Source organism: Gordonia sp. 852002-51296_SCH5728562-b (assembly GCF_001665475.1).
Classification (GTDB): domain Bacteria; phylum Actinomycetota; class Actinomycetes; order Mycobacteriales; family Mycobacteriaceae; genus Gordonia; species Gordonia sputi.
This window is the reverse complement of the sequence record NZ_LZMI01000079.1, coordinates 28,940-50,545: the sequence shown is the minus strand read 5'-3', so window position 1 is coordinate 50,545 and position 21,606 is coordinate 28,940. Positions and strand designations below refer to the sequence as shown.

Genomic DNA, 21,606 nt, shown 5'->3' with positions numbered 1-21,606 from the left:
CGGTAGATTCGATGACACCATGACGCCAGCAGACCCCGTTGAGACCGCGACGCTCGCCGCGTCTGTCACGCCGCCGCTCACCAAGCGTGGCGAGGCGAAAGCCGCTCGGCGTCGAGAAATGCTCGACGCCGCTGCCCGACAAATGGCCGCACGGGGATTCGCCGGAGTACGTCTCGAGGACATCGGCGGCGCCGTCGGCGTGAGTGGTCCCGCGATGTATCGGCACTTCGCGTCGAAGACCGACCTGCTCGATCAGATGCTGCTCGACATCAGCCGCCGACTCCGCGACGGCGGGGCAGAGGTCGTCGACCGCGGCCTCCCACCTGCCGAGACCCTCGAGGCGTTGATCCACTTCCACATCGATGTGCTGGTCACCAAGCCGGACCTGATCGTCGTGCAGGATCGCGACCTGCACAACCTGACACCGGAGGCCAACCACGAGGTTCGCTCGCTGCAGCGCCGCTACGTCGAGCAGTGGGTTGACGTGCTGCTGGCGCTGATGACCGAACGCGGCGCGACACTCGCGCGGCCGGAAGCCCGCGTCCGGGTGCACGCGATGTTCGGCCTGCTCAACTCCTCGCCGCGACTGCCCGCACTCGACAGCGCCCGCCTCCGCACCGTCCTGACCGCCATGGCCACCGCCGCGCTGGAGTGCGCGGCTGGGTGAGCGGGGGCGCGCGGCGTCGGCGGGGAGCAGCTCTCGGGCAGCCGGGCCGTCGGGCCGTGCAGAAAGTAGGGGAAGGGTTCTTTCCGCGGGGTTTGGGCGTTTCCGTTGGTTGTTTCGCGGGGAAAGGTCAGGACTGCGGGGAAGGGTGTGGGGGTGGTCTGTTCGGCGGTTGTCGGGCGGTGCAGAAAGTAGGGGAAGGGTTCTTTCCGCGGGGTTTCGGCGTTTCCGCGGGTTGCTTCGCGGGGAACGGTCAGACCCACGGGGAAGAGTTCGGCCAGCCTGCTGCGGGACGGCCCGAGCGCCACGCAGAAAGTGGGGGAAGAACCCTTCCCCCACTTCCCGCGCACTCAGTCGGGGACAGCCGTCAGATCCCGAGCTCGGCCCGGCGGCGTGCGACCTCGGCGCGATACCGCGCGACGTTGTCCATCTTGATCTGCTCGTAGCCGCGGACCATGTCGGGCAGCGCCGCCAACTCGGCCAGCGCCGACAGCCGACGCGGATCAGGAGTGCCAGGATCGACAGACCCCGAGCCGACGGCGCCGAGGATCGCGTCGACGAGTTCCCGATATTCGACGATGAGCTCGCGCTCGGTGCGTCGAATCTCGGTGTAGCCGAACGGATCGAGGCGCGTACCGCGCAACTTCTTCATCTTCGCGAGACCGGCGAGCATCGGGGCCGTCCGCGCACCGAACGACATCTTCTCCTTGCGGCCAAGTGCCCGCAGCAGCGGGGGATGCAGTCGCACAGCGACTTTCGCGTCGTCGCCGTAATCGCCGCTGATTTGGGCGGCGAAGGTCGGATCGGCGGTGAGGCGCGCCACCTCGTACTCGTCCTTGTACGCCATCAGTTTGTACAGGTTCCGTGCCACCGCGTCGACGAGTTCGGGGCTGTCCGACTCGCGCGACACGCGGTCGACGACGCCGAGATACTCAGCGGCATAACGCTCGTCGGCGTAAGCGACCAATTCGTCGACGCGAATGCCGACGCTGTGGGCGAGGTCGTCGTCGAGGTGTAGTCGCGCAACCTGCTCGCGCGCATACGAACTCGGCTCGACTGCAGTTGATTCGACGCCGGTGGCCTCTCGCGACACGGCATCCGGATCCGCGATCACCTGACGACCACGCCGGAACGCCTGCAGGTTTGCCGACACTGCAACGCCGTTGAGTTCGACGGCGCGCTCGATCGACTCGGCCGAGATCGGTAGTGCCCCGGTCTGATACGCCGCGCCGACCATCAGCATGTTGGCGAACTGCTCGTCATCGAACAACTCCGTCGCGAGCGCGCCCGCGTCGAGGTATCTGGCTCGTGCGACACGGGCGTCGATCGAGTCATGGACAGCGGTGTCGGCGGGGAAGCCGACCGAGGTGTCGATGACCATGGCGCCGGTGGGAATTCGGGTCGTCGACACCACCGCGACGGTCCGATCCGGCGCGGTGACCTTGAGGTTCACCGGGTCGGTGCCGACGAGGGAGTCGCACGCGAGGTACAGATCGCACGTGTCGGCCGCGGCCTTGGCTGCCTGCTCGACGGGGCTGGGGAGGTGGTCTCGACAAGCTCGACCAGCGGTGGAAGCTCGACCAGCGGGATCGGCTTGACCCGCGGTGGAATCAGCTCGACCAGCGGTGGGATCGGCTTGACCAGCGGAAGACGACGCTTCACCAGCGGGGTCGGCTTGACCAGCGGCATCAGCGGAATCGGTGTCGACGGAGTGCAGCGCCGAGACCTTGATGTCGCTGACGACGGCGCCGCCCTTTTGGGCGAGGCCGGTCATGTCGACCGTGCGGGCTGCGTGGCCGTCGAGAAATGCTGCGGTGGCGAGGATCTGGGAGACGGTGACGACGCCGGTCCCGCCGATGCCCGTGATGCGCATCGTGAAGTCGGTGTCGGACGTGACGGGTCGGGCAATACGGGGAGTGGGGACGGCAGCGGCGTCGATCTCGGTCGCACGCCGCGATGCCGGGGTGTGGCCGGGTGTGACGGTGACGAACGACGGGCAATCGCCCTTCAGGCACGAGAAGTCGAGGTTGCATGAGCTCTGGTCGATGCGGGTCTTGCGTCCGAACTCGGTCTGTACCGGATGCACCGAGAGGCAATTCGACTTCTCACCGCAGTCGCCGCATCCCTCGCAGATACGCTCGTTGATGACGACCCGCTGCGTCGGGGTGGACATGGTGCCGCGCTTGCGTTTCCGACGTTTCTCCGCCGCGCAGTGCTGATCGTGGATCAACACCGTGACCCCGGGGACCGCCGCCAGTTCGGTCTGCACGTCGGCGAGGTCGCCGCGATCACGCACCACGACGCCGTCGGCGAGGTCGGCAGACCGTGTGCGCGACGGGTCGTCGGAGGTGACGACGATGCGCGACACCCCTTCTGCGGCAAGCAGTCGCGTCAACTGGGCGAGGCTGAACTCGCCGACGGGGTCCTGTCCGCCGGTCATCGCGACGGTGCCGTTGTAGAGCAGCTTGTAGGTGATGTTCTCACCCGAGGCGACAGCAGCGCGCAGGGCGAGTGATCCCGAATGCGTGAACGTGCCGTCGCCGATGTTCTGCACGAAATGGTCGGCGGGTACGAACGGTGCCATGCCGAGCCACTGGGCGCCCTCGCCGCCCATCTGGGTGACGCCGGCGATATCGCCGACCTGTTCCGGATCCATCAGCAACACCATTGCGTGACAGCCGATTCCGCCGCCGACGAGCGTGCCGGGACTGACCTTGGTCGAGCTGTTGTGCGGACATCCCGAACAGAAATACGGCGTGCGGACAGCGAGCGGAAGGTCGATCCGGGTACTCGACCGACGCGCGTTGTGCTCGTCGAGCCACGCCTGCGCGGCGTCGACGTGATGGTGTCTTGCCAGGCGTGTCGCGAGGCCGAGAGTGACTGCGTCGACGTCGAGTTCGCCGAAACGCGAGAACAACGTCGAACCGTCCTCATGAACCTTTCCGACGATGCGCGGGGCCCGCGGATGGCGATACAGCATGTCGCGCATCATGGTTTCGATGAAGTCGCGCTTCTCCTCGACGACGATCACCTCGTCGAGTCGACCGGCGGCGGTATCGGTGATGAAGCGCTCGAGGATCTCGCGGTCGAGCGGGTAGACCATGCCGAGTTTGAGGATGCGGATACCGGCCCGTTGTAGATCGGCGTCGTCGAGTCCCATGAGTCGCAACGCATTCCGAAGATCGAGGTACGTCTTTCCCGCGGCGACCAGTCCGATCCTGTCGTCACCACTGCGTACCGCGATGCGGTTGATGCCGTTGTGTCGTGCATATGCCAGCGCGCGCGGGATGCGCGTCGTCAACTGATTCTGTTCGAGCTCCATGAGATTGGCGCCGAGCAGCTTGCCGCTGGGTACGTGCGGGCTGCGCCCCAGATCGCCGTAGACGGGAACCACTCGATCGGGATGCACCACCGCGGTCGACGACCCATCCGCCACGTGTGCAGAGATCTTGAGCGAGGTCCACAGACCGCTGACCCGGCTCATGACCGCGGCGTGTACGCCGAGGTCGAGGATGTCTTGAGAATCGGCCGGGTAGAGCGTCGGGATGTAGAGGTCGGCGAGCGCCATCTCCGATGTGCACGGGACCGTCGAGCTCTTGGCGGCTGGATCGTCGCCGACGAGAGCGACGGCACCGCCGTCGGGATGCGTACCGATGAGGTTGGCGTGGCGTATGGCGTCTGACGCGCGGTCGAGGCCGGGCGCCTTGCCGTACCAGTAGCCGACGACGCCGTTGCGCTGCTGGCCGTCGTCGTCGGCCGCGAGCGGGCCGAGTGTCGGGGCGAGTTGCGATCCCATCACCGACGTCGCGGCGAGTTCTTCGTTGAGACCCGGGCGGTGCACCACGTCGAAGGGTGCAAGGAGCGACTGGCGGCGCATGAGTTCGAGGTCGAAGCCCGCGAGCGGCGAGCCTTCGTAGCCGGAGATGAACGACGCCGTGCGCAGATTCTGTCTCCGGTCGACGCGGGCGCGGTCGGCGATCATCCGGACGAGCGCCGTGATCCCGCCGAGGAAGATCGGACCTTCTTCGCGGGTGTAGCGGTCGTCGAGTGTGAAATCGGTGGGGCGTGTCGTCGCACGCACTCCTGCCTGCGTCGATGCTGAATTCTTCGCGGTTGCGTCGCGCCGGAATCGGTCGGCTCGATCATCTGCGAGGGTCACGGGTTCACCTGGCCTTCGTGGTGTGTCGGCGTCGGCGCGGGTGTGGCCGACGACGTGTGGGCTGGGTCCGGGGGTGGTGGACCTCATCACCCACAGTACGAAATTGCGTGATGCCCGTCACGTCTGGGACGACAATGACAAGTAGATGACAGCCGCGCCGCGATCCGCTAGAGTCGCTTTCAGTTAATTGCAGCTAACTGAAAGCGGATGGCTGCACGCATCCCTGCGAAGCGAAAGGTCTGCCTGTGACGAGGGTGGTCTCGACAAGCTCGACCAGCGGTGAGGGCTCGGCCAGCGGTAGCGGCTCGGGCAGCGTGGTCTCGACAAGCTCGACCAGCGAGAAGGGCTCGGCCAGCGTGGTCTCGACAAGCTCGACCAGCGAGAAGGGCTCGACCAGCGGTGAGGGCTCGGGCGGCGGCAATGGCTCGGCCAGCGGTCGGGCGGTGCACGAGGCCAACGTCGCGACGCTGCGCGAGCGTCTTGCGCGCGTCGCGGTCGGCGGCGGCGAGCGCGCCCGTGAGCGGCACATCTCCCGCGGCAAACTGCTCCCGCGCGATCGCGTCGACGGCCTGCTCGACGTCGGGTCGCCGTTCCTCGAGGTCGGGCCGCTCGCGGCGTTCGGCATGTACGACGACAAGGCGCCGTCGGCCGGTGTGATCGCCGGTGTCGGGCGTGTCGCCGGGCGTGAGTGCATGATCGTCGCCAACGACGCCACGGTGTCGGGCGGCACCTACTACCCGATGACGGTCAAGAAGCACCTGCGTGCGCAGGAGATCGCCGCCGCCAACCGGCTGCCCTGCATCTACCTCGTCGATTCCGGTGGCGCGATGCTCCTGGCGCAGGACGAGGTGTTTCCCGACCGGGAACACTTCGGACGGATCTTCTACAACCAGGCGACGATGAGTGCGGCGGGCATCCCGCAGATCGCGGCGGTGCTGGGATCATCGACGGCAGGCGGCGCCTACGTGCCCGCGATGAGCGACGAGACCGTCATCGTCCGCAATCAGGGCACCATCTTTCTCGCGGGACCCCCGTTGGTGAAGGCCGCGACCGGCGAGGACGTCAGCGCGGAGGACCTCGGCGGCGGTGCCATGCACTCGTCGGTCTCCGGGGTCACCGACCACCTCGTCGACAACGACCAGCAGGCGCTGGCCAAGGTCCGCGAGATCATCGCGACCCTCGGGCCGCGCGAGCAACCGCAGTGGGACACGATCGCCCCGCGTGAACCCGCGCGCAGCCAGACCGACATCTACGACGTCGTGCCCACCGACGCGCGTACCCCGTACGACGTTCGACAGGTCATCGAGATCATCAGCGATGCAGGCGAATTCACCGAGTTCAAGGCGAACTACGGCACGACGCTGGTCACGGCGTTCGCGCACGTGCACGGTCATCCCGTCGGCTTCGTCGCCAACAATGGTGTGCTGTTCAGCGAATCGGCGCTCAAGGGAGCGCACTTCATCGAACTGTGCGACCAGCGTCGAATTCCGTTGGTGTTCCTACAGAACATCACCGGATTCATGGTCGGGCGTGCCTATGAGGAAGGCGGTATCGCCAAAAACGGCGCCAAGATGGTCAATGCCGTTGCGTGCGCACGCGTTCCGAAGTTCACCGTGATGATCGGTGGCTCGTTCGGGGCGGGCAACTACTCGATGTGTGGCCGCGCCTACTCGCCGCGGTTCCTGTGGTCGTGGCCCAACGCGCGCATCTCCGTGATGGGCGGACCACAGGCCGCTGACACCCTTGCGACGGTGCGCCGCAACCAGATCGAACGATCCGGGAAGGAGTGGTCGGCCGACGACGAGGAGGCGTTCAAGACGCCGATCCGCGAGCAGTTCGACGAACAGTCCGACGCGTACTACTCGACGGCGCGCCTGTGGGACGACGGCATCGTCGATCCGGCACACACCCGCACGTTGCTCGGGCTCGCGCTCGAAACCGCCCGTTACGCACCGCTGGCCGATCAGCGCTACGGCGTCTTCCGGATGTGACCGACCGATGCGACACGAGATGGATGAGAACGTCATGACGACACCGACAGCCCGCCCGATCCGCAGCGTGCTCGTGGCCAACCGAGGCGAGATCGCGTGCCGCGTCATCGAGACATTGCGCCGCATGGGGATTCGGAGCATCGCCGTCTACTCCGACGCCGATGCCGACGCTCTGCATGTGCGGATGGCCGACGTGGCAGTACGACTCGGGCCTGCGTCCGCCGCACGCAGCTACCTCGACATCGACGCGGTGGTGCGCGCGGCGCAGCAGACCGGCGCCGATGCGGTGCACCCCGGATACGGATTCCTTTCGGAGAACCAGAAGTTCGCGGCAGCGCTCGACGCCGCGGGGATTGCGTTCATCGGGCCCCCGGCGGATGCGATCGCGACGATGGGCGACAAGATCACCGCGCGCGCCGCCGTCGTCGAACGCGACGTTCCGGTGGTGCCCGGTCTGTCACGGCCGGGGCTGACCGACGAGGATCTGATCGCCGCAGCCCCCGAGATCGGATTCCCGGTCCTGATCAAGCCCAGCGCCGGCGGCGGTGGCAAGGGCATGCACCGCGTCGAGAACGCCGACGAACTCCCGGCGGCGCTGCAACGTGCACGACGAGAGGCCGGATCGGCGTTCGGCGACGACTCGTTGTTCCTCGAGCACTTCGTCGACACCCCACGCCACATCGAGGTGCAGGTCCTTGCCGACCAGTACGGCAACGTGATTCATCTCGGCGAGCGCGAGTGCTCGCTGCAGCGTCGACACCAGAAGGTCATCGAGGAGGCACTCTCGGCGCTTCTCGACGAAGCGACGCGCGCACGTATCGGCGAGGCCGCCTGCGACGCGGCGCGCAGTGTCGGCTACACCGGAGCGGGCACCGTCGAATTCATCGTCTCCGCCAAGCGACCCGACCAGTTCTTCTTCATGGAGATGAACACACGGCTGCAGGTCGAGCATCCTGTCACCGAGCTCGTCACCGGAGTCGACCTCGTCGAGCAGCAGATCCGGGTTGCGCGCGGTGAGAAGCTCGCGCTCACCCAGTCCGACATCGTCTTGTCGGGGCACGCGATCGAGGCGCGGGTGTATGCCGAAGATCCGGCGCGGGGATTCCTGCCGACCGGCGGCACGATCGTGGCGCTCGAAGAGCCGGCCGTGCCGGGTGAGACGTCCGAATACAGCGGCATCCGTGTCGATTCCGCGATGTTCGAGGGCATGGTAGTCGGGAGCGATTACGACCCTATGCTGGCCAAGGTCATCGCATACGGCAGCGACCGCGACGAGGCGATCGAGCGTCTCGACCAGGCTCTCGCGCACACCAGAGTGCTCGGTGTGGTCACCAACATCGACTTCTGCCGCTTCGTGTTGGCGCAGGACCGCGTCCGCGACGCCGAGCTCGACACCGAACTGCTCGACAGGCTCGTCGTCGACTACGCTGCGCCGCAACCGGTTCCGGAAGCGCTGGTGCTCCTGGGTGCTGCCCGCACCGGGTTTCGGCAACCCGGCGACGTCTGGAATACCGAAGTCGGCTGGCGCATCGGTGCACCTGCACCGGTGGTGACCCGCATCGTCGACGGCGACAACAAGCACTGGACGGTCTCGTTCCGTGTCGACGCCGCCACCGACGACACTCTGCGCGGACGCGCGTCGGTCTCCGGCGACGACGTCGACTCCTGGGAAGCCGACGTCGAATACCGTCGAATCGACCAGGGCGGCAACGGTGATCACGTCGACCGCTTGATCGTCGACGGTGTCAGTCAGTCGTGGTCGCACGCGGAGATCGACGGCTCGTGGTGGGTGTCGGGACCAACGGGGTCGTGGACTCTCGAACTCGCCCGACCGATTCTCGACGAGGCCGCAGATGAGAAGGCCGGAGAGATCACCTCGCCCATGCCGGGGACCATCGTTGCCGTGTCGGTCGTCGACGGTGACGATGTCGAGGCAGGGGTACCCGTGCTCGTCGTCGAGGCGATGAAGATGGAGCACACGCTGACAGCCCCGATCACGGGCGTGGTCGCGCTCGCGGCGAAGGTCGGCGACAAGGTCGCGGCGGGCCAAACACTTGCACACGTAACGGATGAGAACTCGATGGAGCAGGCCAACTGATGGAACTGACACAGGACTACACCGACCTGATCGACACCGTGCGCGACTTCGCGCAGTCGGTGGTTGCGCCGGTCGCGGCGAAACACGATGCGGAACACAGCTTTCCGTACGAGGTCGTCTCGCAGATGGGGAAGATGGGACTCTTCGGACTCCCGTTCTCCGAAGAGTACGGCGGCATGGGTGGCGACTACTTCGCGCTGTCGCTCGCGCTCGAGGAACTCGGCAAGGTCGACCAGTCGGTGGCGATCACGCTCGAGGCCGGTGTGTCGCTCGGGGCGATGCCGATCTACAAGTTCGGTACCGAGGAGCAGAAGCAGCGCTACCTGCCCGACCTGACTTCCGGTGTCGCGCTGGCCGGATTCGGGCTCACCGAGCCGGGAGCCGGCTCGGATGCAGGAGCCACCGCCACAACGGCGCGCGACGACGGCGACACGTGGATCATCAACGGCGCCAAGCAGTTCATCACCAACTCCGGTACCGACATCACGTCGCTGGTGACGGTGACCGCGGTGACCGGCGTCAAAGACAATGGGCGCAAGGAGATCTCGACCATCATCGTGCCGTCGGACACGGTCGGGTTCACCGCTGAACCCGCGTACAACAAGGTCGGCTGGAACGCGTCGGACACCCACCCGCTGACCTTCACCGACGCGCGGGTACCGACCGAGAATCTCCTGGGCGAGCGTGGCCGCGGATACGCCAACTTCCTGTCCATCCTCGACGAGGGGCGCATCGCCATCGCGGCACTCGCGACGGGTGTGGCGCAGGGATGTGTTGACGAGAGCGTGAAGTACGCCAAGGAGCGGCAGTCCTTCGGGCAGCCGATCGGCAACTACCAATCGGTCTCGTTCGCCATCGCCCGAATGGAGGCGCGAGCACACGTAGCCCGCACTGCGTACTACGACGCCGCAGCGAAGATGTTGGCGGGCAAGCCGTTCAAGAAGGAAGCGTCGATCGCCAAGATGATCGCCAGTGAAGCCGCGATGGACAACGCGCGGATGGCGACACAGATCCACGGCGGTTACGGGTTCATGAATGAGTATCCCGTGGCCCGCCATTACCGGGACTCGAAGATCCTCGAGATCGGGGAGGGCACCACCGAGGTGCAACTCATGCTGATCGCACGCGAACTGGGGTTCTCATGAGTGATGGCACGCAATCGCCCACATCGACGGCTCGCAGGGTGATACAACGCGGGTTGTGGTTCGAGGAGTTCGACGAGGGCACGGTGTACGAGCATCGGCCGGGTCGGACCGTGACCGAGGCCGACAACGTGCTGTTCACCACGTTGACCATGAACACGCAGGCACTGCATCTCGACGCCGCGTGGTCGGCTCAGCAGCCCGGCTTCGGCGGTCAGCGACTCATCAATTCAATGTTCACGCTGTCGACGATCGTCGGATTGTCGGTGTCGCAACTGACACAGGGGACGCTCGTCGCGAACCTCGGTTTCAGCGAGGTCTCCTTTCCCGCACCGTTGTTCGCGGGCGACACGCTGTACGCGGAGACGGAGTGCACTGGCATCCGCGAGTCCCGGTCGCGTCCCGGCGAAGGGGTGGTCAACCTGCTTCACGTCGGTCGCAATCAGGACGGGGTGGTTGTCGCCCGAGCCGCGAGGGCCACACTGGTACGGAAGCGACCCGACGACTGACGCCGCCGGAGACAACTCCGCCGACGTCTGAACGAACAGGAGTGAGAATCGTGACCACCGGCCCGATCGTGCCGCCCAATCAGTTCGGTATTTCCAGCCAGATCGGCAGTGAACCACAGATGTTGGTCAACGCCTGGCTGCCCTCGGGTCCGGCGATGCTGTTCTGTCCGGCCGACCGTCCCGACCGCTACCAGAAGGCACTCGAGCGAGCCGACGTCGTCATCCTCGACCTCGAGGACGCGGTCGCACCGGAGAATCGCGTGGCAGCACGGGAAGCGTTGGTCGCCAACCCGATCGACCCGGACCGAACCGTCGTGCGTATCAACCCGGCGGGTACCGGTGACTATCGGCGCGACCTCGCGGCATTGAGCGACACCAACTATCGGGTGGTCATGCAGGCGAAGGCCGAGACCGCAGCGTCGGTCATCGAGACGGCGTTCCAGACCATCGCACTCATCGAGACACCGCTCGGCGTGGTGAACGTCAACGAGATAGCTCAGGCCGTCAACTGCATCGGATTGATGTGGGGTGCAGAGGATCTCGTGGCCGGTCTGGGCGGCAAGTCGAGCAGATTCGGTCAGGCTGAGCCGGGGGCGGGCACCTATCGCGACGTTGCCCGCTACGCACGTGCGATGGTGCGGATCTCCTCGGCGGCCGCGGGGATCTTCGCCGTCGACTCGGTACACATCGACATCCCCGACACCGACGGCCTCGCAGCAGAGGTCCGCGACGCCGTCGCACTCGGGTATGCCGCGACAGCATGCATTCACCCCTCACAGGTGGAGATCATCCGTGCCGGATACAGCCCGGATGCCGACGAGATCGATTGGGCCAAGCAGGTTCTCGAAAAGTCGGAGGAGTATCACGGTGGCGTCTTCAGCCTCGACGGGCAGATGATCGACGGCCCCGTGCTTCGTCAGGCCGAGGCTGTGCTGGCGCGTGCCGCCGCAGCCGAAAACCTCGACACGTAAATGACCGCATGATCAGGATATGAGTCCACGAGAAGAGAGTGATCCGAATGGCCGAGCAGAAGGTCGAATTGGCCTATGCCCGTGGTGAAGACAACCCGCCGCTGCTGACGGAGACGATCGGGCAGACGCTCGCGCGCACCACCGAGGCGTACGGGGAGAACCTCGCCCTCGTCGACGCTCCCAGCGGACGAACCTGGACGTATCGAGAGTTCCGTGCCGAGGTACTCGCGCTCGCCGCGGGACTGCTCCGGCACGGCGTTCAGGCGGGCGATCGGGTGGGCCTGTGGGCGCCGAACCGACCCGAATGGGTGATGGTGCAGTACGCGACCGCCGAGATCGGTGCCATCCTGGTCAATCTCAACCCCGCCTACCGGCAGAACGAGCTCGACTATGCGCTCACCCAGTCGGGCACCAGCGTCGTGCTCGCCGCCGAGCGGTACAAGGACTCCGACTATCGGGGCATGCTCGACGCCGCCCGGCCCGCGGCGTCGGAACTGCGTGAGGTGATCCTCTTCGAGACGCCCGAGTGGGACGAACTGCTCACCTGGCCGTCGGACGATGAGTTGTCCGCGGTGGCGCAACGCGCGGCGACGCTGCGGTCGGACGATCCGATCAACATCCAATACACTTCGGGTACAACGGGTTTCCCGAAGGGTGCGACACTCACGCACGCCAACATCAGCAACAACGGTTACCTCGTCGGCGAACTACTCGCCTACACCGACGCCGACCGCATCTGCATCCCGGTGCCGTTCTATCACTGCTTCGGCATGGTGATGGGCAACCTTGCCGCGACGAGTCATGGTGCGGCCATGGTCATTCCGTCGCCGACCTTCGATCCGGAAGCCGCATTGCGGGCCGTCGTCGACTATCGCTGCACGAGCCTCTACGGTGTGCCGACGATGTTCATCGCCGAGCTGGCGCTCCTCGATCACGTCGAGCCGGGCCAGTACGATCTGTCGAGTCTGCGGACAGGGATCATGGCGGGTTCGCCGTGCCCCGAACACGTGATGCGGCAGGTGGTCGATCGCATGCACATGGGCGAGGTCTCGATCTGCTACGGGATGACGGAGACGTCGCCGGTGTCGTGTCAGACGAGAGTCGACGATCCGCTGGAACTGCGGGTCGGCACCGTCGGGCGGGTGGGGCCGCATCTGGAGATCAAGGTGATCGACCCCATCACGGGAGAGACACTGCCGCGCGGTGAGACCGGCGAATTCTGTACTCGCGGGCACAGCGTGATGAGCGGGTACTGGAACGAACCCGAGAAGACCGCGGAGGCGCTCGATGCCGACGGTTGGATGCACACCGGCGACCTGGCCGTCATGGACCCGAACTCGTACGCGCGAATCACGGGGCGCATCAAGGACATGGTGATCCGCGGGGGAGAGAACATCTACCCGCGCGAGATCGAAGAGTTCCTCTACACCCACCCCGACATCCTCGACGCGCAGGTGATCGGCGTGCCCGACGAGCGTTACGGCGAAGAACTCATGGCGTGGATTCAGTTGCGCGACGGCGTCGCCGACCTCACCGCCGACGACGTGCGCGAGTTCGCGACCGGAAAGATCGCGCGCCACAAGATCCCGAGATACGTCCACGTGGTCAAGGAATTCCCGATGACCGTGACCGGCAAGGTACGCAAGGTGGCGATGCGCGCGGAGTCCGTCGACCTTCTCGGGTTGGCGTGATGACCGACCCCGGATCTTCGGGCCGAGGCGAAACAACAACGCGCATGGACGATTTCGCGCGAGAGGTCGCCGAGCGCCACGGCGTCGACACGTCGTCGTACGCGACGCTGTGGGCCTGGTCGGTGGACAGTCCTGCGCAGTTCTGGCGCGCGGTGTGGGACTTCTTCGACCTCGACGCCGTTGCCGGTCCGCTCGCCGAAGGCGCCGCCGCCGTCCTCGCGTCGACGGACATGCCAGGCGCGCAATGGTTTCCCGACGTCACCCTGAACTACGTCGATCAGGTCTTCCGGCACGCCGACGATCCCGACGCCGCCGCGCGGACCGCGATCGTCGGAGTCGACGAGAGCGGCACGCGTGTGTCGCTGACGTGGGCACAGTTGCGCGAGCAGTCGCTGGCGTTCGCGCGCACGCTGCGCGGGCTCGGGGTCGGTGTCGGCGATGTGGTCGCCGCCTACCTGCCCGACATTCCCGAGGCGTTGGTGGCGTTCCTCGGCACCGCCGCGGTCGGCGCGATCTGGTCGGGTTGCGGACAGGACTACGCGCCGTCGGGTGCCGCGGGCCGACTCGCCCAACTCGAGCCCAAGGTGCTGGTGACCGCCGACGGCTACCGATACAACGGCAAGGACATCGACAAGACGGCCGACAGCGCCGAACTGGCAGGCCTTCTCGAAGGGCTGGGCTCCCACATCGTCGTCGGAGATCCGTCGCGACAGCCTGCCCGCGGAATCGAAATTCTGAGCTACGAGAGCGCCATTGCGTCGAATTCGCAGGCGCAGTCCGACGTTCCCGACGCCGACATCCCGGTGCGGGTCGGGTTCGATCATCCGCTGTGGGTGCTCTTCAGTTCGGGAACAACGGGGCGTCCCAAGGGAATCGTGCACGGGCACGGCGGCGTCGTCGTCGAACATCTGAAAGCCGCCGGCCTGCATGCCGATCTGTCGCGTGATGACGTCTTCTTCTGGCACACCGCGCTGAGTTGGATGATGTGGAACTTCCGGGCCGCGGGATTGCTGGTGGGCGCTGAGATCGTCTGTTACAGCGGCTCACCGCTCTACCCCGACGCCGATCGGCTCTGGGCACTCGTCGCCGACGAAGGTGTCACCTACTTCGGCACCAGTCCCGGACAGTTGCAGGCGAGCCGCAAGGCAGGCCTGCAACCGGGCCGCGACCACGACCTGGCGGCGCTACGGGGGATCGGGAGCACCGGTTCGGCGTTGTCGGCCGATCTGTTCGACTGGATCGACGAGAACGTACGCCCCGGGATTCCGGTGTCGTCGATCAGTGGCGGCACCGACGTGGTGACCGCGTTCGCAGGCGGTTCGTCGGGTCAGCCGGTCGTGCCCGGTGAGCTCTCGGTGCGTTACCTCGGTGTGGCGCTTGCCAGCTGGGCTCCCGACACGACGCCGCTGATCGGGGAGGTCGGCGAGATGGTCGTCACCGCACCGATGCCCTCGATGCCGGTGGGCTTCTGGAACGACCCGGACGGTGCTCGTTATCGTGCCGCGTACTTCGCGCACGAGTGGTCGGGCACCGACTCCGATTCGGAATCCGTATGGCGACACGGCGATTGGGTCACGGTCACCGATCGGGGTTCGCTCATCATCCACGGCCGCAGCGACGCGACGCTCAACAAGCAGGGCGTGCGCATGGGATCGGCCGACATCTACGAGGTCGTCGAAAGCCTCCCCGAGATCGCAGAGGCATTCGTACTGGGCGTCGACGGGCCCGACGGCAAGTACTGGATGCCCCTGTTCGTGACCCTGGTGCCCGGCGCCACGCTCGACGACGATCTGCGCTCGACGATCGCCTCGTCGATCCGCACGCGGCTGTCGCCACGACACGTTCCCGACGAGGTGATCGAGGCGCCCGGCATCCCGCACACCCGCACGGGTAAGAAGCTCGAGGTGCCGGTGACCGCGATCCTCGCGGGCCGCACCGGCGTCGACGTCGACCCCCGGTCGATCGACGATCCGGGCCTCATCGACTGGTACGCAGCACGGGGTCGCGAACATCAGTGGTGAGGGATCCGTCTCACACCGATGTACTAGCGTGGTCGGGGAACTGCCGTGCCACGTGTCTGTGCGGGCGCGGCCCGCACGCTTCGACCAGGAGATATGACGTATGAGCTATCAGCCGGGGGGCTCCGGTTTCGGCGCCTCCGACTCGGGCCAGGGTTATGGACAACAGGCCGGACAACAAGCCGGGTATCCGCAGGCCGGGAGCGGGCAGCGCAGCTCTGACCAGCAGGGATCGTCCCAACAGGGCTACGGGCAGCAGGGCTACGGCCAGCAGGAGTACGGGCAGTCGGGATATCCCCAGTCCGGATACTCGCAGCCGGGATACGGTCAGGCCAATTACATCCAGTACGGGCAGGGGCAGTACGGCTACGGTGCCGCGCCGAAGCCTGCGAGCCAGGGACTTCCGGCGAACACCTCGTTGTTCCTCGCCATCGCGCTCAGCGTGCTCGCGGTGCTGAACCTGTTCGTCGGCTTCTGGAGCTACGGATCGGGGCTGTCGTTGGGGGTCATCGTGATCGCGTTGTCGCTGCTCGCTGCGTTGTTCCCCAGCAAGGTCGCCGTCAACGCACTCGTTCCGGTCTTGGCGGCATTGACCGGCGCCGACGCGATCACGCGGATCTACTCGCTCATCCACACCTCGTTGACAGACGTATCGAACTACGCGAACTACGGCGTGACGGCTCCCTCGTCGTCGTGGGAAGACTACGTGCAGTTGGTTATCTCGTTGTTGATTGCGGGCCTCGCTATCTTCTGGCTGCTCATCGTGCTCGGAGCGGTCAAGCTCGCACCGGCGCCGGGCGCTGACGCAACCACCGGGTCGGTTCCCGCGGGTTCGACCGTGACCGCCGTCGAGCAGACGACCGTCGTCGCCGAGACCACTCCCGCGACACAGGCATACGGGCAGGCGACGGCGACCGGCTATGGCGACGCACAGGCATCAGGCAAGGCGCAGGCGCCTGTCGCCTCCACGCCCGCTGCCGCTGGTTCCGCTACACCGAGCCCCTCCGCCGCGGGCTACGGACAGTCGGCGTACACCTACGGCCAGTCGCCGTCTCATCAGGCGGGCGACTCGACTGCGTACGGTGCGGGCGCCGCGTCGGCCCAGGAATCGTCGCCGCAGTCGTCGTCCTACTCGCCCTATTCGGCCTCGTCGCACTCGCAGGCTCAGCCGTCGTCGAGTCCCTCCGCGCACTCGAGTGGGTACCCGAGCGGTCCGGCCGCGTCGGAATCGACGGGAGCAGGCTCCAAGGGGCCGGCGTCGAGGGGAGCGGCGTCGCAGGCGTCCTCACCGTCCGCTGCACCGTCGGCCGAGAGTGGATACGGGGACCGCACCACGGCGTTCCACCGTCCCGAAGATCAGTCGGGTAAGGGCGGTTCGTCGTCGAGCTGACGCCCGGCCGGCAGTGTATCGCCGGGCAGCTGAAAACCAACGCAACAACTCGATACGTGTAGGGCCCGCCTCGTTGCGGGGCCCTACACGTATGCCGTGAGTGTTGTCTCTCGGCGCGTCTCCAACTCAACTGCAGTCACTCGTGTCACGCTCGTAACGATGTCGTCGATCAGGTCTGTGCCCAAAGAGAGTCTTTCCGCGCGTCTGCGTCAGGTGCGGCGGACGACCCGCGCGCAGCGTCTCGGCACCGAGGGCAGCGCGCGGGAGTTGATCCTGGTCGCATTCGGGGTGCCGGTCCTCACGCTGATGGTCCTCGTGGTCTGTGTACTCGCCGTACTCCTCATGTCCGGCGGAGATATCTCGGGCATCGCGAACGTGATCTCGGCGTGCTGGTTGGCCATCCACCAGGTGCCGATGACGATGAACGGCGTCACGCTCGGCGTGCTTCCGATGCTGCCGACTTTGCTCGTCGCGGCGGGGACTGCCGGGTTCGCGTCGTCGGCGAGCCGCGTCGGGCGGTCGGCGTCTGAGCTCGCGGCGATCGTGGCGGCCGCGATCGGCGGGCCGCTGGTGATCACCGCGATGGCGTTGGCCGTGCTCATGGACGGATCGTCGGATACACCCGTTGCCGCCCCGAATGCGTTGTTGGCCTTTGGTTGCACGATCGCTCTGCATGGGTTGGCGACAGCCGCAGGTGTTGCCTGGCGGCGTCGTCGCGACCTGGCGGCACTGAGCTCGGTGACCGCAGCCGACCGTCGGGGGTTTCGCTTCGGTCTGCTTGCCGCGGTCGCGCTCCTCGCGGCCGGGTCGGTTCTCGTTCTCGTACGACTCCTGCTGAGCTTCTCCGACGTCGGGCACGTCATCAGCGGCGGCTACCGCTTCGACGGCTACCTGGGCCTGACCGTGCTGTCGATTCTCTACCTTCCCAACGTGATCGTGGGCGCGACGGCTGTTCTCGTCGGCGCCAACGTCCTCGTCGGGGCGATGTCGGTGGACCTTCTGTCGGTACGTAGCGGGCCGATGCCGCCCGTGCCGCTGCTCGCAGCGCTCCCCGATGCCGATTACGGCACGCTCGGCGTCGTCGGATTCGTTGTCCCCGCTGCCGTCGCCGGCTACGTCGGTTGGCGATGCCGATCACTCGACCCGATCGCCCACGTCCGTGCTGTCGGCGTGGCCGGAGCGGTCGCGGCGTCGATCGTCGTGCTCCTCGCTTGGCCTGCAGGCGGCCAACTCGGCGAGATCGGCGCGACGGGCATCAATGTCGCAGCGGCGGGAGTGTTCACGCTCGGTTGGATTGTCGTCGTCGGACTCATCGTCGCGCTCATCTACGGCTGCCTGCCATCGACTCGGCGCGCCAGGCTGCAGACGGAGTCCGGCGCCGAGGATGCCGACGATCTCAACACCTGGCTCGACGACTCCGGATACGACGACGACTACGTCGCCGACTCCCGGGAAGAATACGACTCCTGGGACGAGGACGACTCCTATTACAGCGATGCCGGTGATGACGCGGAGTTCGACGGCGACAGCGATCTCAGCGACAGCGACGACGACGGCGTCGGCCCCGACGGCCGTGCAGTCGACGATGATGCCCGGTTCGACGGCGATACCGGGTTTGACGATGACGGCGCGTTTGACGATGACGGCGCCGACGTCGATCCGGTCAGCGCCGGGGACGCAACGACTCGCTCACGGGGCGCGAAAAGCGATCCACTAGGCTCGCAGATGTGAACAGAACCCCCGTGGACGCTGCCGGTAACCCGGTACGCGTCCCGATCGTCGTGATGGCGTCGGGTACGGGAACACTGCTCGAGTCACTCATCGACCGCGCCGACGGCCCCGACGCCGCCTTCGAGGTGACGGCAGTCGTCGTCGACCGTGACTGTCGCGCAGCGTCGATCGCGCAACGCCACGAGATTCCCGTCGTCGTATGTCGTGTCTCCGACCACGCCGACCGTGCCCGCTGGGACGAGGCGCTGGCCGAGCAGGTGGCAGCGGTAGCGCCCGCGTGGGTGGTGACCGCAGGTTTCATGAAGATCCTCGGCCCGGCGTTCCTGTCGCGTTTCGGTGGTCGCATCGTGAACTCTCACCCCGCGTTGTTGCCGTCGTTTCCCGGCGCGCACGGCGTCGCCGGCGCTCTCGCGCACGGCGTCAAGGTGACGGGCGCGACGATCCACCTCGTCGACGACGGCGTCGACACCGGTCCGATTCTCGCGCAGGCGCCGGTGATGATCTCACCGAGCGACACCGAGGAGACCCTGCACGAACGCATCAAGTCGGTCGAGCGATTCCTGCTCGCCGACGTTGTGGCGAAACTTGTCACCCGAGGAGTTGTCATCGACGGACGAAAGGCCCGGATTCCGTGAACGCAGCCACCCCCGCAGACACAGGTCGACGCCCCATCAAGCGTGCGTTGGTCAGTGTGTACGACAAGACCGACCTCGCCGATCTCGCGTCGTCGTTGCACGAGGCGGGCGTCGAACTCGTCTCGACCGGGTCGACTGCGAAAACCATTGCGGCAGCTGGAATTCCGGTGACCGAGGTGTCGGAGCTGACCGGATTCCCGGAATGCCTCGACGGACGGGTCAAGACGCTCCACCCCAGGGTGCACGCGGGCATCCTCGCCGACAGTCGCAAGGAGTCGCACGTCGCGCAGCTCGACGAGTTGGGTGTCGCCCCATTCGATCTCGTCGTGGTCAACCTGTACCCGTTCACCGAGACCGTCGCGTCTGGTGCCACGCCCGACGAGTGCATCGAGCAGATCGACATCGGCGGACCGTCAATGGTGCGCGGCGCGGCCAAGAACCATCCCAGCGTTGCCGTCGTCGTCGATCCGATGGACTACGAGCAGGTCTCCGCTGCCGTCGCCGAGGGCGGATTCACGCTCACACAGCGACGTGAGTTGGCCGCCAAGGCATTTCGGCACACCGCTGACTACGACGTCGCTGTCGCCTCCTGGATGTCGCAGGAGGTTGCGCCCGCGGCTGACGGATCGAAGTTCCCCGAGTGGACCGGATTCACCTGGGAGCGTTCCGACGTGCTGCGCTACGGCGAGAACCCCCATCAGGCCGCGGCGCTCTACCTTTCCACCGCTGCTCCCGAGGGACTCGCGTCGGCAGAACAGTTGCACGGCAAGGAGATGAGCTACAACAACTACACCGACTCCGACGCGGCCTGGCGCAGCGCCCATGACTTCGACGCACCCGCCGTCGCGATCATCAAGCACGCCAACCCCTGTGGCATCGCCATCGGTGAGACGATCGGGGAGGCGCACCGCCTCGCCCATGCCTGCGATCCTGTCAGTGCTTATGGCGGCGTGATCGCGGCCAACCGTGAGATCACGGTCGAGATGGCCGAGCAGGTCGCCGAGATCTTCACCGAGGTGATCATCGCTCCGGGCTTCGCCGACGGCGCGCTCTCGGTGTTGCAGCGCAAGAAGAACATTCGCATCCTTCGCGCCACCCCGCCGGTGCGCGCAGGACTCGAGTTCCGTCCGGTGTCCGGCGGCCTGCTCATGCAGGATCGCGACATCCTCGACGCCGAGGGCGACAACCCGGACAACTGGACACTCGTCGCAGGACCCCCGGCCGATCCCGACACCCTCGCCGATCTCGAATTCGCCTGGCGCGCATGCCGCTCGGTGAAGTCGAACGCCATTCTGCTCGCCAAGGACGGCGCCTCTGTCGGCGTCGGTATGGGGCAGGTCAACCGGGTCGACTCGGCGCACCTCGCCGTCACCCGCGCAGGCGAGCGGGCCAGTGGCAGCGTCGGAGCGTCGGACGCCTTCTTCCCGTTCCCCGACGGTCTGCAGGTGCTGATCAACGGTGGGGTATCGGCGGTTGTGCAGCCCGGCGGGTCGATCCGCGACAAAGAGGTCATCGAGGCCGCCGCAGAGGCCGGCATCACCCTGTACCTCACCGGTGCACGGCATTTCGCGCACTGACCTGATCTCGTCGACTGTGCGCTCCGTCGGGCCGGCTGGGCGTCGCGTACTGCCGACTGGGCGCTCTGTCGTGTCGACTGGGCGCTCTGTCGGGCAGAGTGGGCGTGACCGATGAGCGTGCTCGACCTCGCGCTGCTGTTCGTCGCGGGGTTCGGTGCCGGGCTGATCGGATACGTCACCGGCTTGGCGTCGGTGGTCAGCTATCCCGCGCTCCTGGCAGTGGGACTCAGCCCGATCGCGGCGAACGTCACCAACACGGTGTCGCTCGTCGCGGTGGGGGCGGGGAGTCTCGGCCAGTCCGGCAAGGTACTGCTCGCGGGTGATCGTCGGCCGCTGTACGCCGGTGTGGTCGCGTCGCTGATCGGCGGCACGATCGGCGCGATCATTCTCTTGATCACGCCCCCCGATAGCTTCAAGGTGATCGTGCCGTACCTCGTCGGGTTTGCGGCGATCGCTCTGCTCGTTCAGCCACAGCTTCGACGACTCGCCTCACGCCACGCCGACCGTCCGTGGCTCTTCGTCGTCGGACTCGGCCTGATCTCCATCTACGGCGGCTACTTCGGCGCTGGCGCGGGCATTGTGCTCCTCGCGCTGACTCTCGTCGTGACGAGCGAACCACTCTGGCGCGCAACGCTGTTGAAGTCTCTGTTTCTCGGCGTCGCCAATCTTGTTGCGGCCGTGGGGTTCATCATCTGGGGTCCGGTTCACTGGCCGGCGGCGATTGCCATGGCGATCGGCTGTCTGATCGGCGGCTGGTGCGGTCCACCTGTGGTCAAACGACTGCCCGCCGGGCCCCTCCGCATCGCGGTGGGACTCGGCGGGCTCGGTCTTGCTGTGTGGCTGGCGTTCAGCTGATTGCTGCTGACGTCTACTCGGAGCGGCCGGCCGCAGGTGTAGGTCCGTACCCGCCGTCGAGTCGAAATCCCTTGCGCGGACGTATGCTTGGCGTACATAATCGTCGACGTCCCTAAAGAATCGACGACCCATGGCGCCAATCCGGTGGGCCTTTTTCTCACGCTGAGGAAAAGGA

At 66.5% G+C, this 21,606-nt stretch carries 14 protein-coding genes; 13 read left to right on the top strand and 1 reads right to left on the bottom strand.

What is annotated here, in order from left to right:
* Window positions 1–19: 19 nt before the first annotated feature.
* Entirely contained in the window at window positions 20–667 is a 648-nt protein-coding gene (locus tag A5766_RS14360) for a TetR/AcrR family transcriptional regulator (protein ID WP_005207302.1), read from the top strand.
* A gap of 364 nt (window positions 668–1,031) precedes the next feature.
* Here A5766_RS14360 and A5766_RS14355 read toward each other — a convergent pair whose 3' ends face one another.
* Window positions 1,032–4,823 carry an indolepyruvate ferredoxin oxidoreductase family protein gene (locus tag A5766_RS14355; RefSeq protein WP_197501462.1) on the bottom strand — a complete coding sequence of 1,264 codons (3,792 nt, stop codon included), beginning with the start codon at window positions 4,821–4,823 and terminating at the stop codon, window positions 1,032–1,034.
* A 443-nt stretch (window positions 4,824–5,266) separates the two neighbouring features.
* Between A5766_RS14355 and A5766_RS14350 the strand changes: the two genes are divergently transcribed.
* The 12 genes from A5766_RS14350 to A5766_RS14295 all read left to right on the top strand — a co-directional run bounded on the left by A5766_RS14350 (window position 5,267) and on the right by A5766_RS14295 (window position 21,431).
* Window positions 5,267–6,814 (top strand): carboxyl transferase domain-containing protein, encoded by a 1,548-nt coding sequence (locus tag A5766_RS14350; protein ID WP_039856216.1) that lies wholly within the window; start codon window positions 5,267–5,269, stop codon window positions 6,812–6,814.
* 34 nt (window positions 6,815–6,848) lie between these two features.
* Window positions 6,849–8,912, top strand: coding sequence for an acetyl/propionyl/methylcrotonyl-CoA carboxylase subunit alpha (locus A5766_RS14345; protein ID WP_064905189.1), 2,064 nt, complete (start codon window positions 6,849–6,851; stop codon window positions 8,910–8,912).
* The gene (locus A5766_RS14340; RefSeq protein WP_005207298.1) at window positions 8,912–10,057 is read left to right on the top strand and encodes an acyl-CoA dehydrogenase family protein; all 1,146 of its coding nucleotides are present in this window, start codon (window positions 8,912–8,914) and stop codon (window positions 10,055–10,057) included. Before A5766_RS14345 ends, A5766_RS14340 begins: the two co-directional genes overlap by 1 nt.
* A complete protein-coding gene (locus A5766_RS14335) occupies window positions 10,054–10,563 on the top strand; it encodes a MaoC family dehydratase (RefSeq protein ID WP_039856200.1) in 510 nt (169 codons plus the stop codon). The genes A5766_RS14340 and A5766_RS14335 overlap by 4 nt, the downstream gene beginning before the upstream one ends.
* A gap of 50 nt (window positions 10,564–10,613) precedes the next feature.
* Window positions 10,614–11,534, top strand: a complete 921-nt coding sequence (locus A5766_RS14330; protein ID WP_005207296.1) for an HpcH/HpaI aldolase/citrate lyase family protein — start codon at window positions 10,614–10,616, stop codon at window positions 11,532–11,534.
* A 47-nt stretch (window positions 11,535–11,581) separates the two neighbouring features.
* Window positions 11,582–13,225: an AMP-binding protein gene (locus tag A5766_RS14325; protein WP_064905187.1), complete on the top strand. Its 1,644-nt coding sequence runs from the start codon at window positions 11,582–11,584 to the stop codon at window positions 13,223–13,225.
* The gene (locus A5766_RS14320; RefSeq protein ID WP_064905135.1) at window positions 13,225–15,246 is read left to right on the top strand and encodes an acetoacetate--CoA ligase; all 2,022 of its coding nucleotides are present in this window, start codon (window positions 13,225–13,227) and stop codon (window positions 15,244–15,246) included. Before A5766_RS14325 ends, A5766_RS14320 begins: the two co-directional genes overlap by 1 nt.
* Window positions 15,247–15,346: 100 nt before the next feature.
* The gene (locus A5766_RS14315; protein WP_064863821.1) at window positions 15,347–16,633 is read left to right on the top strand and encodes a hypothetical protein; all 1,287 of its coding nucleotides are present in this window, start codon (window positions 15,347–15,349) and stop codon (window positions 16,631–16,633) included.
* A gap of 159 nt (window positions 16,634–16,792) precedes the next feature.
* Window positions 16,793–18,364: a cell division protein PerM gene (locus A5766_RS14310; RefSeq protein WP_231894652.1), complete on the top strand. Its 1,572-nt coding sequence runs from the start codon at window positions 16,793–16,795 to the stop codon at window positions 18,362–18,364.
* A 53-nt stretch (window positions 18,365–18,417) separates the two neighbouring features.
* Window positions 18,418–18,999 (top strand): phosphoribosylglycinamide formyltransferase, encoded by a 582-nt coding sequence (purN, locus tag A5766_RS14305; RefSeq protein WP_064863841.1) that lies wholly within the window; start codon window positions 18,418–18,420, stop codon window positions 18,997–18,999.
* Window positions 18,996–20,576, top strand: coding sequence for a bifunctional phosphoribosylaminoimidazolecarboxamide formyltransferase/IMP cyclohydrolase (gene purH / locus A5766_RS14300; RefSeq protein ID WP_064863820.1), 1,581 nt, complete (start codon window positions 18,996–18,998; stop codon window positions 20,574–20,576). Before purN ends, purH begins: the two co-directional genes overlap by 4 nt.
* Before the next feature lie 111 nt (window positions 20,577–20,687).
* Entirely contained in the window at window positions 20,688–21,431 is a 744-nt protein-coding gene (locus A5766_RS14295) for a sulfite exporter TauE/SafE family protein (RefSeq protein WP_005207289.1), read from the top strand.
* Window positions 21,432–21,606 lie beyond the last annotated feature (175 nt).

Bases quoted from the DNA above. Each gene is read 5' to 3' on its own strand.
- A5766_RS14360 (WP_005207302.1), top strand. From the start codon at position 20: ATGACGCCAGCAGACCCCGTTGAGACCGCGACGCTCGCCGCGTCTGTC.
- A5766_RS14345 (WP_064905189.1), top strand. From the start codon at position 6,849: ATGACGACACCGACAGCCCGCCCGATCCGCAGCGTGCTCGTGGCCAAC.
- A5766_RS14340 (WP_005207298.1), top strand. From the start codon at position 8,912: ATGGAACTGACACAGGACTACACCGACCTGATCGACACCGTGCGCGAC.
- A5766_RS14335 (WP_039856200.1), top strand. From the start codon at position 10,054: ATGAGTGATGGCACGCAATCGCCCACATCGACGGCTCGCAGGGTGATA.
- A5766_RS14325 (WP_064905187.1), top strand. From the start codon at position 11,582: ATGGCCGAGCAGAAGGTCGAATTGGCCTATGCCCGTGGTGAAGACAAC.
- A5766_RS14320 (WP_064905135.1), top strand. From the start codon at position 13,225: ATGACCGACCCCGGATCTTCGGGCCGAGGCGAAACAACAACGCGCATG.
- A5766_RS14315 (WP_064863821.1), top strand. From the start codon at position 15,347: ATGAGCTATCAGCCGGGGGGCTCCGGTTTCGGCGCCTCCGACTCGGGC.
- A5766_RS14310 (WP_231894652.1), top strand. From the start codon at position 16,793: ATGTCGTCGATCAGGTCTGTGCCCAAAGAGAGTCTTTCCGCGCGTCTG.
- purN (WP_064863841.1), top strand. From the start codon at position 18,418: ATGGCGTCGGGTACGGGAACACTGCTCGAGTCACTCATCGACCGCGCC.
- A5766_RS14295 (WP_005207289.1), top strand. From the start codon at position 20,688: ATGAGCGTGCTCGACCTCGCGCTGCTGTTCGTCGCGGGGTTCGGTGCC.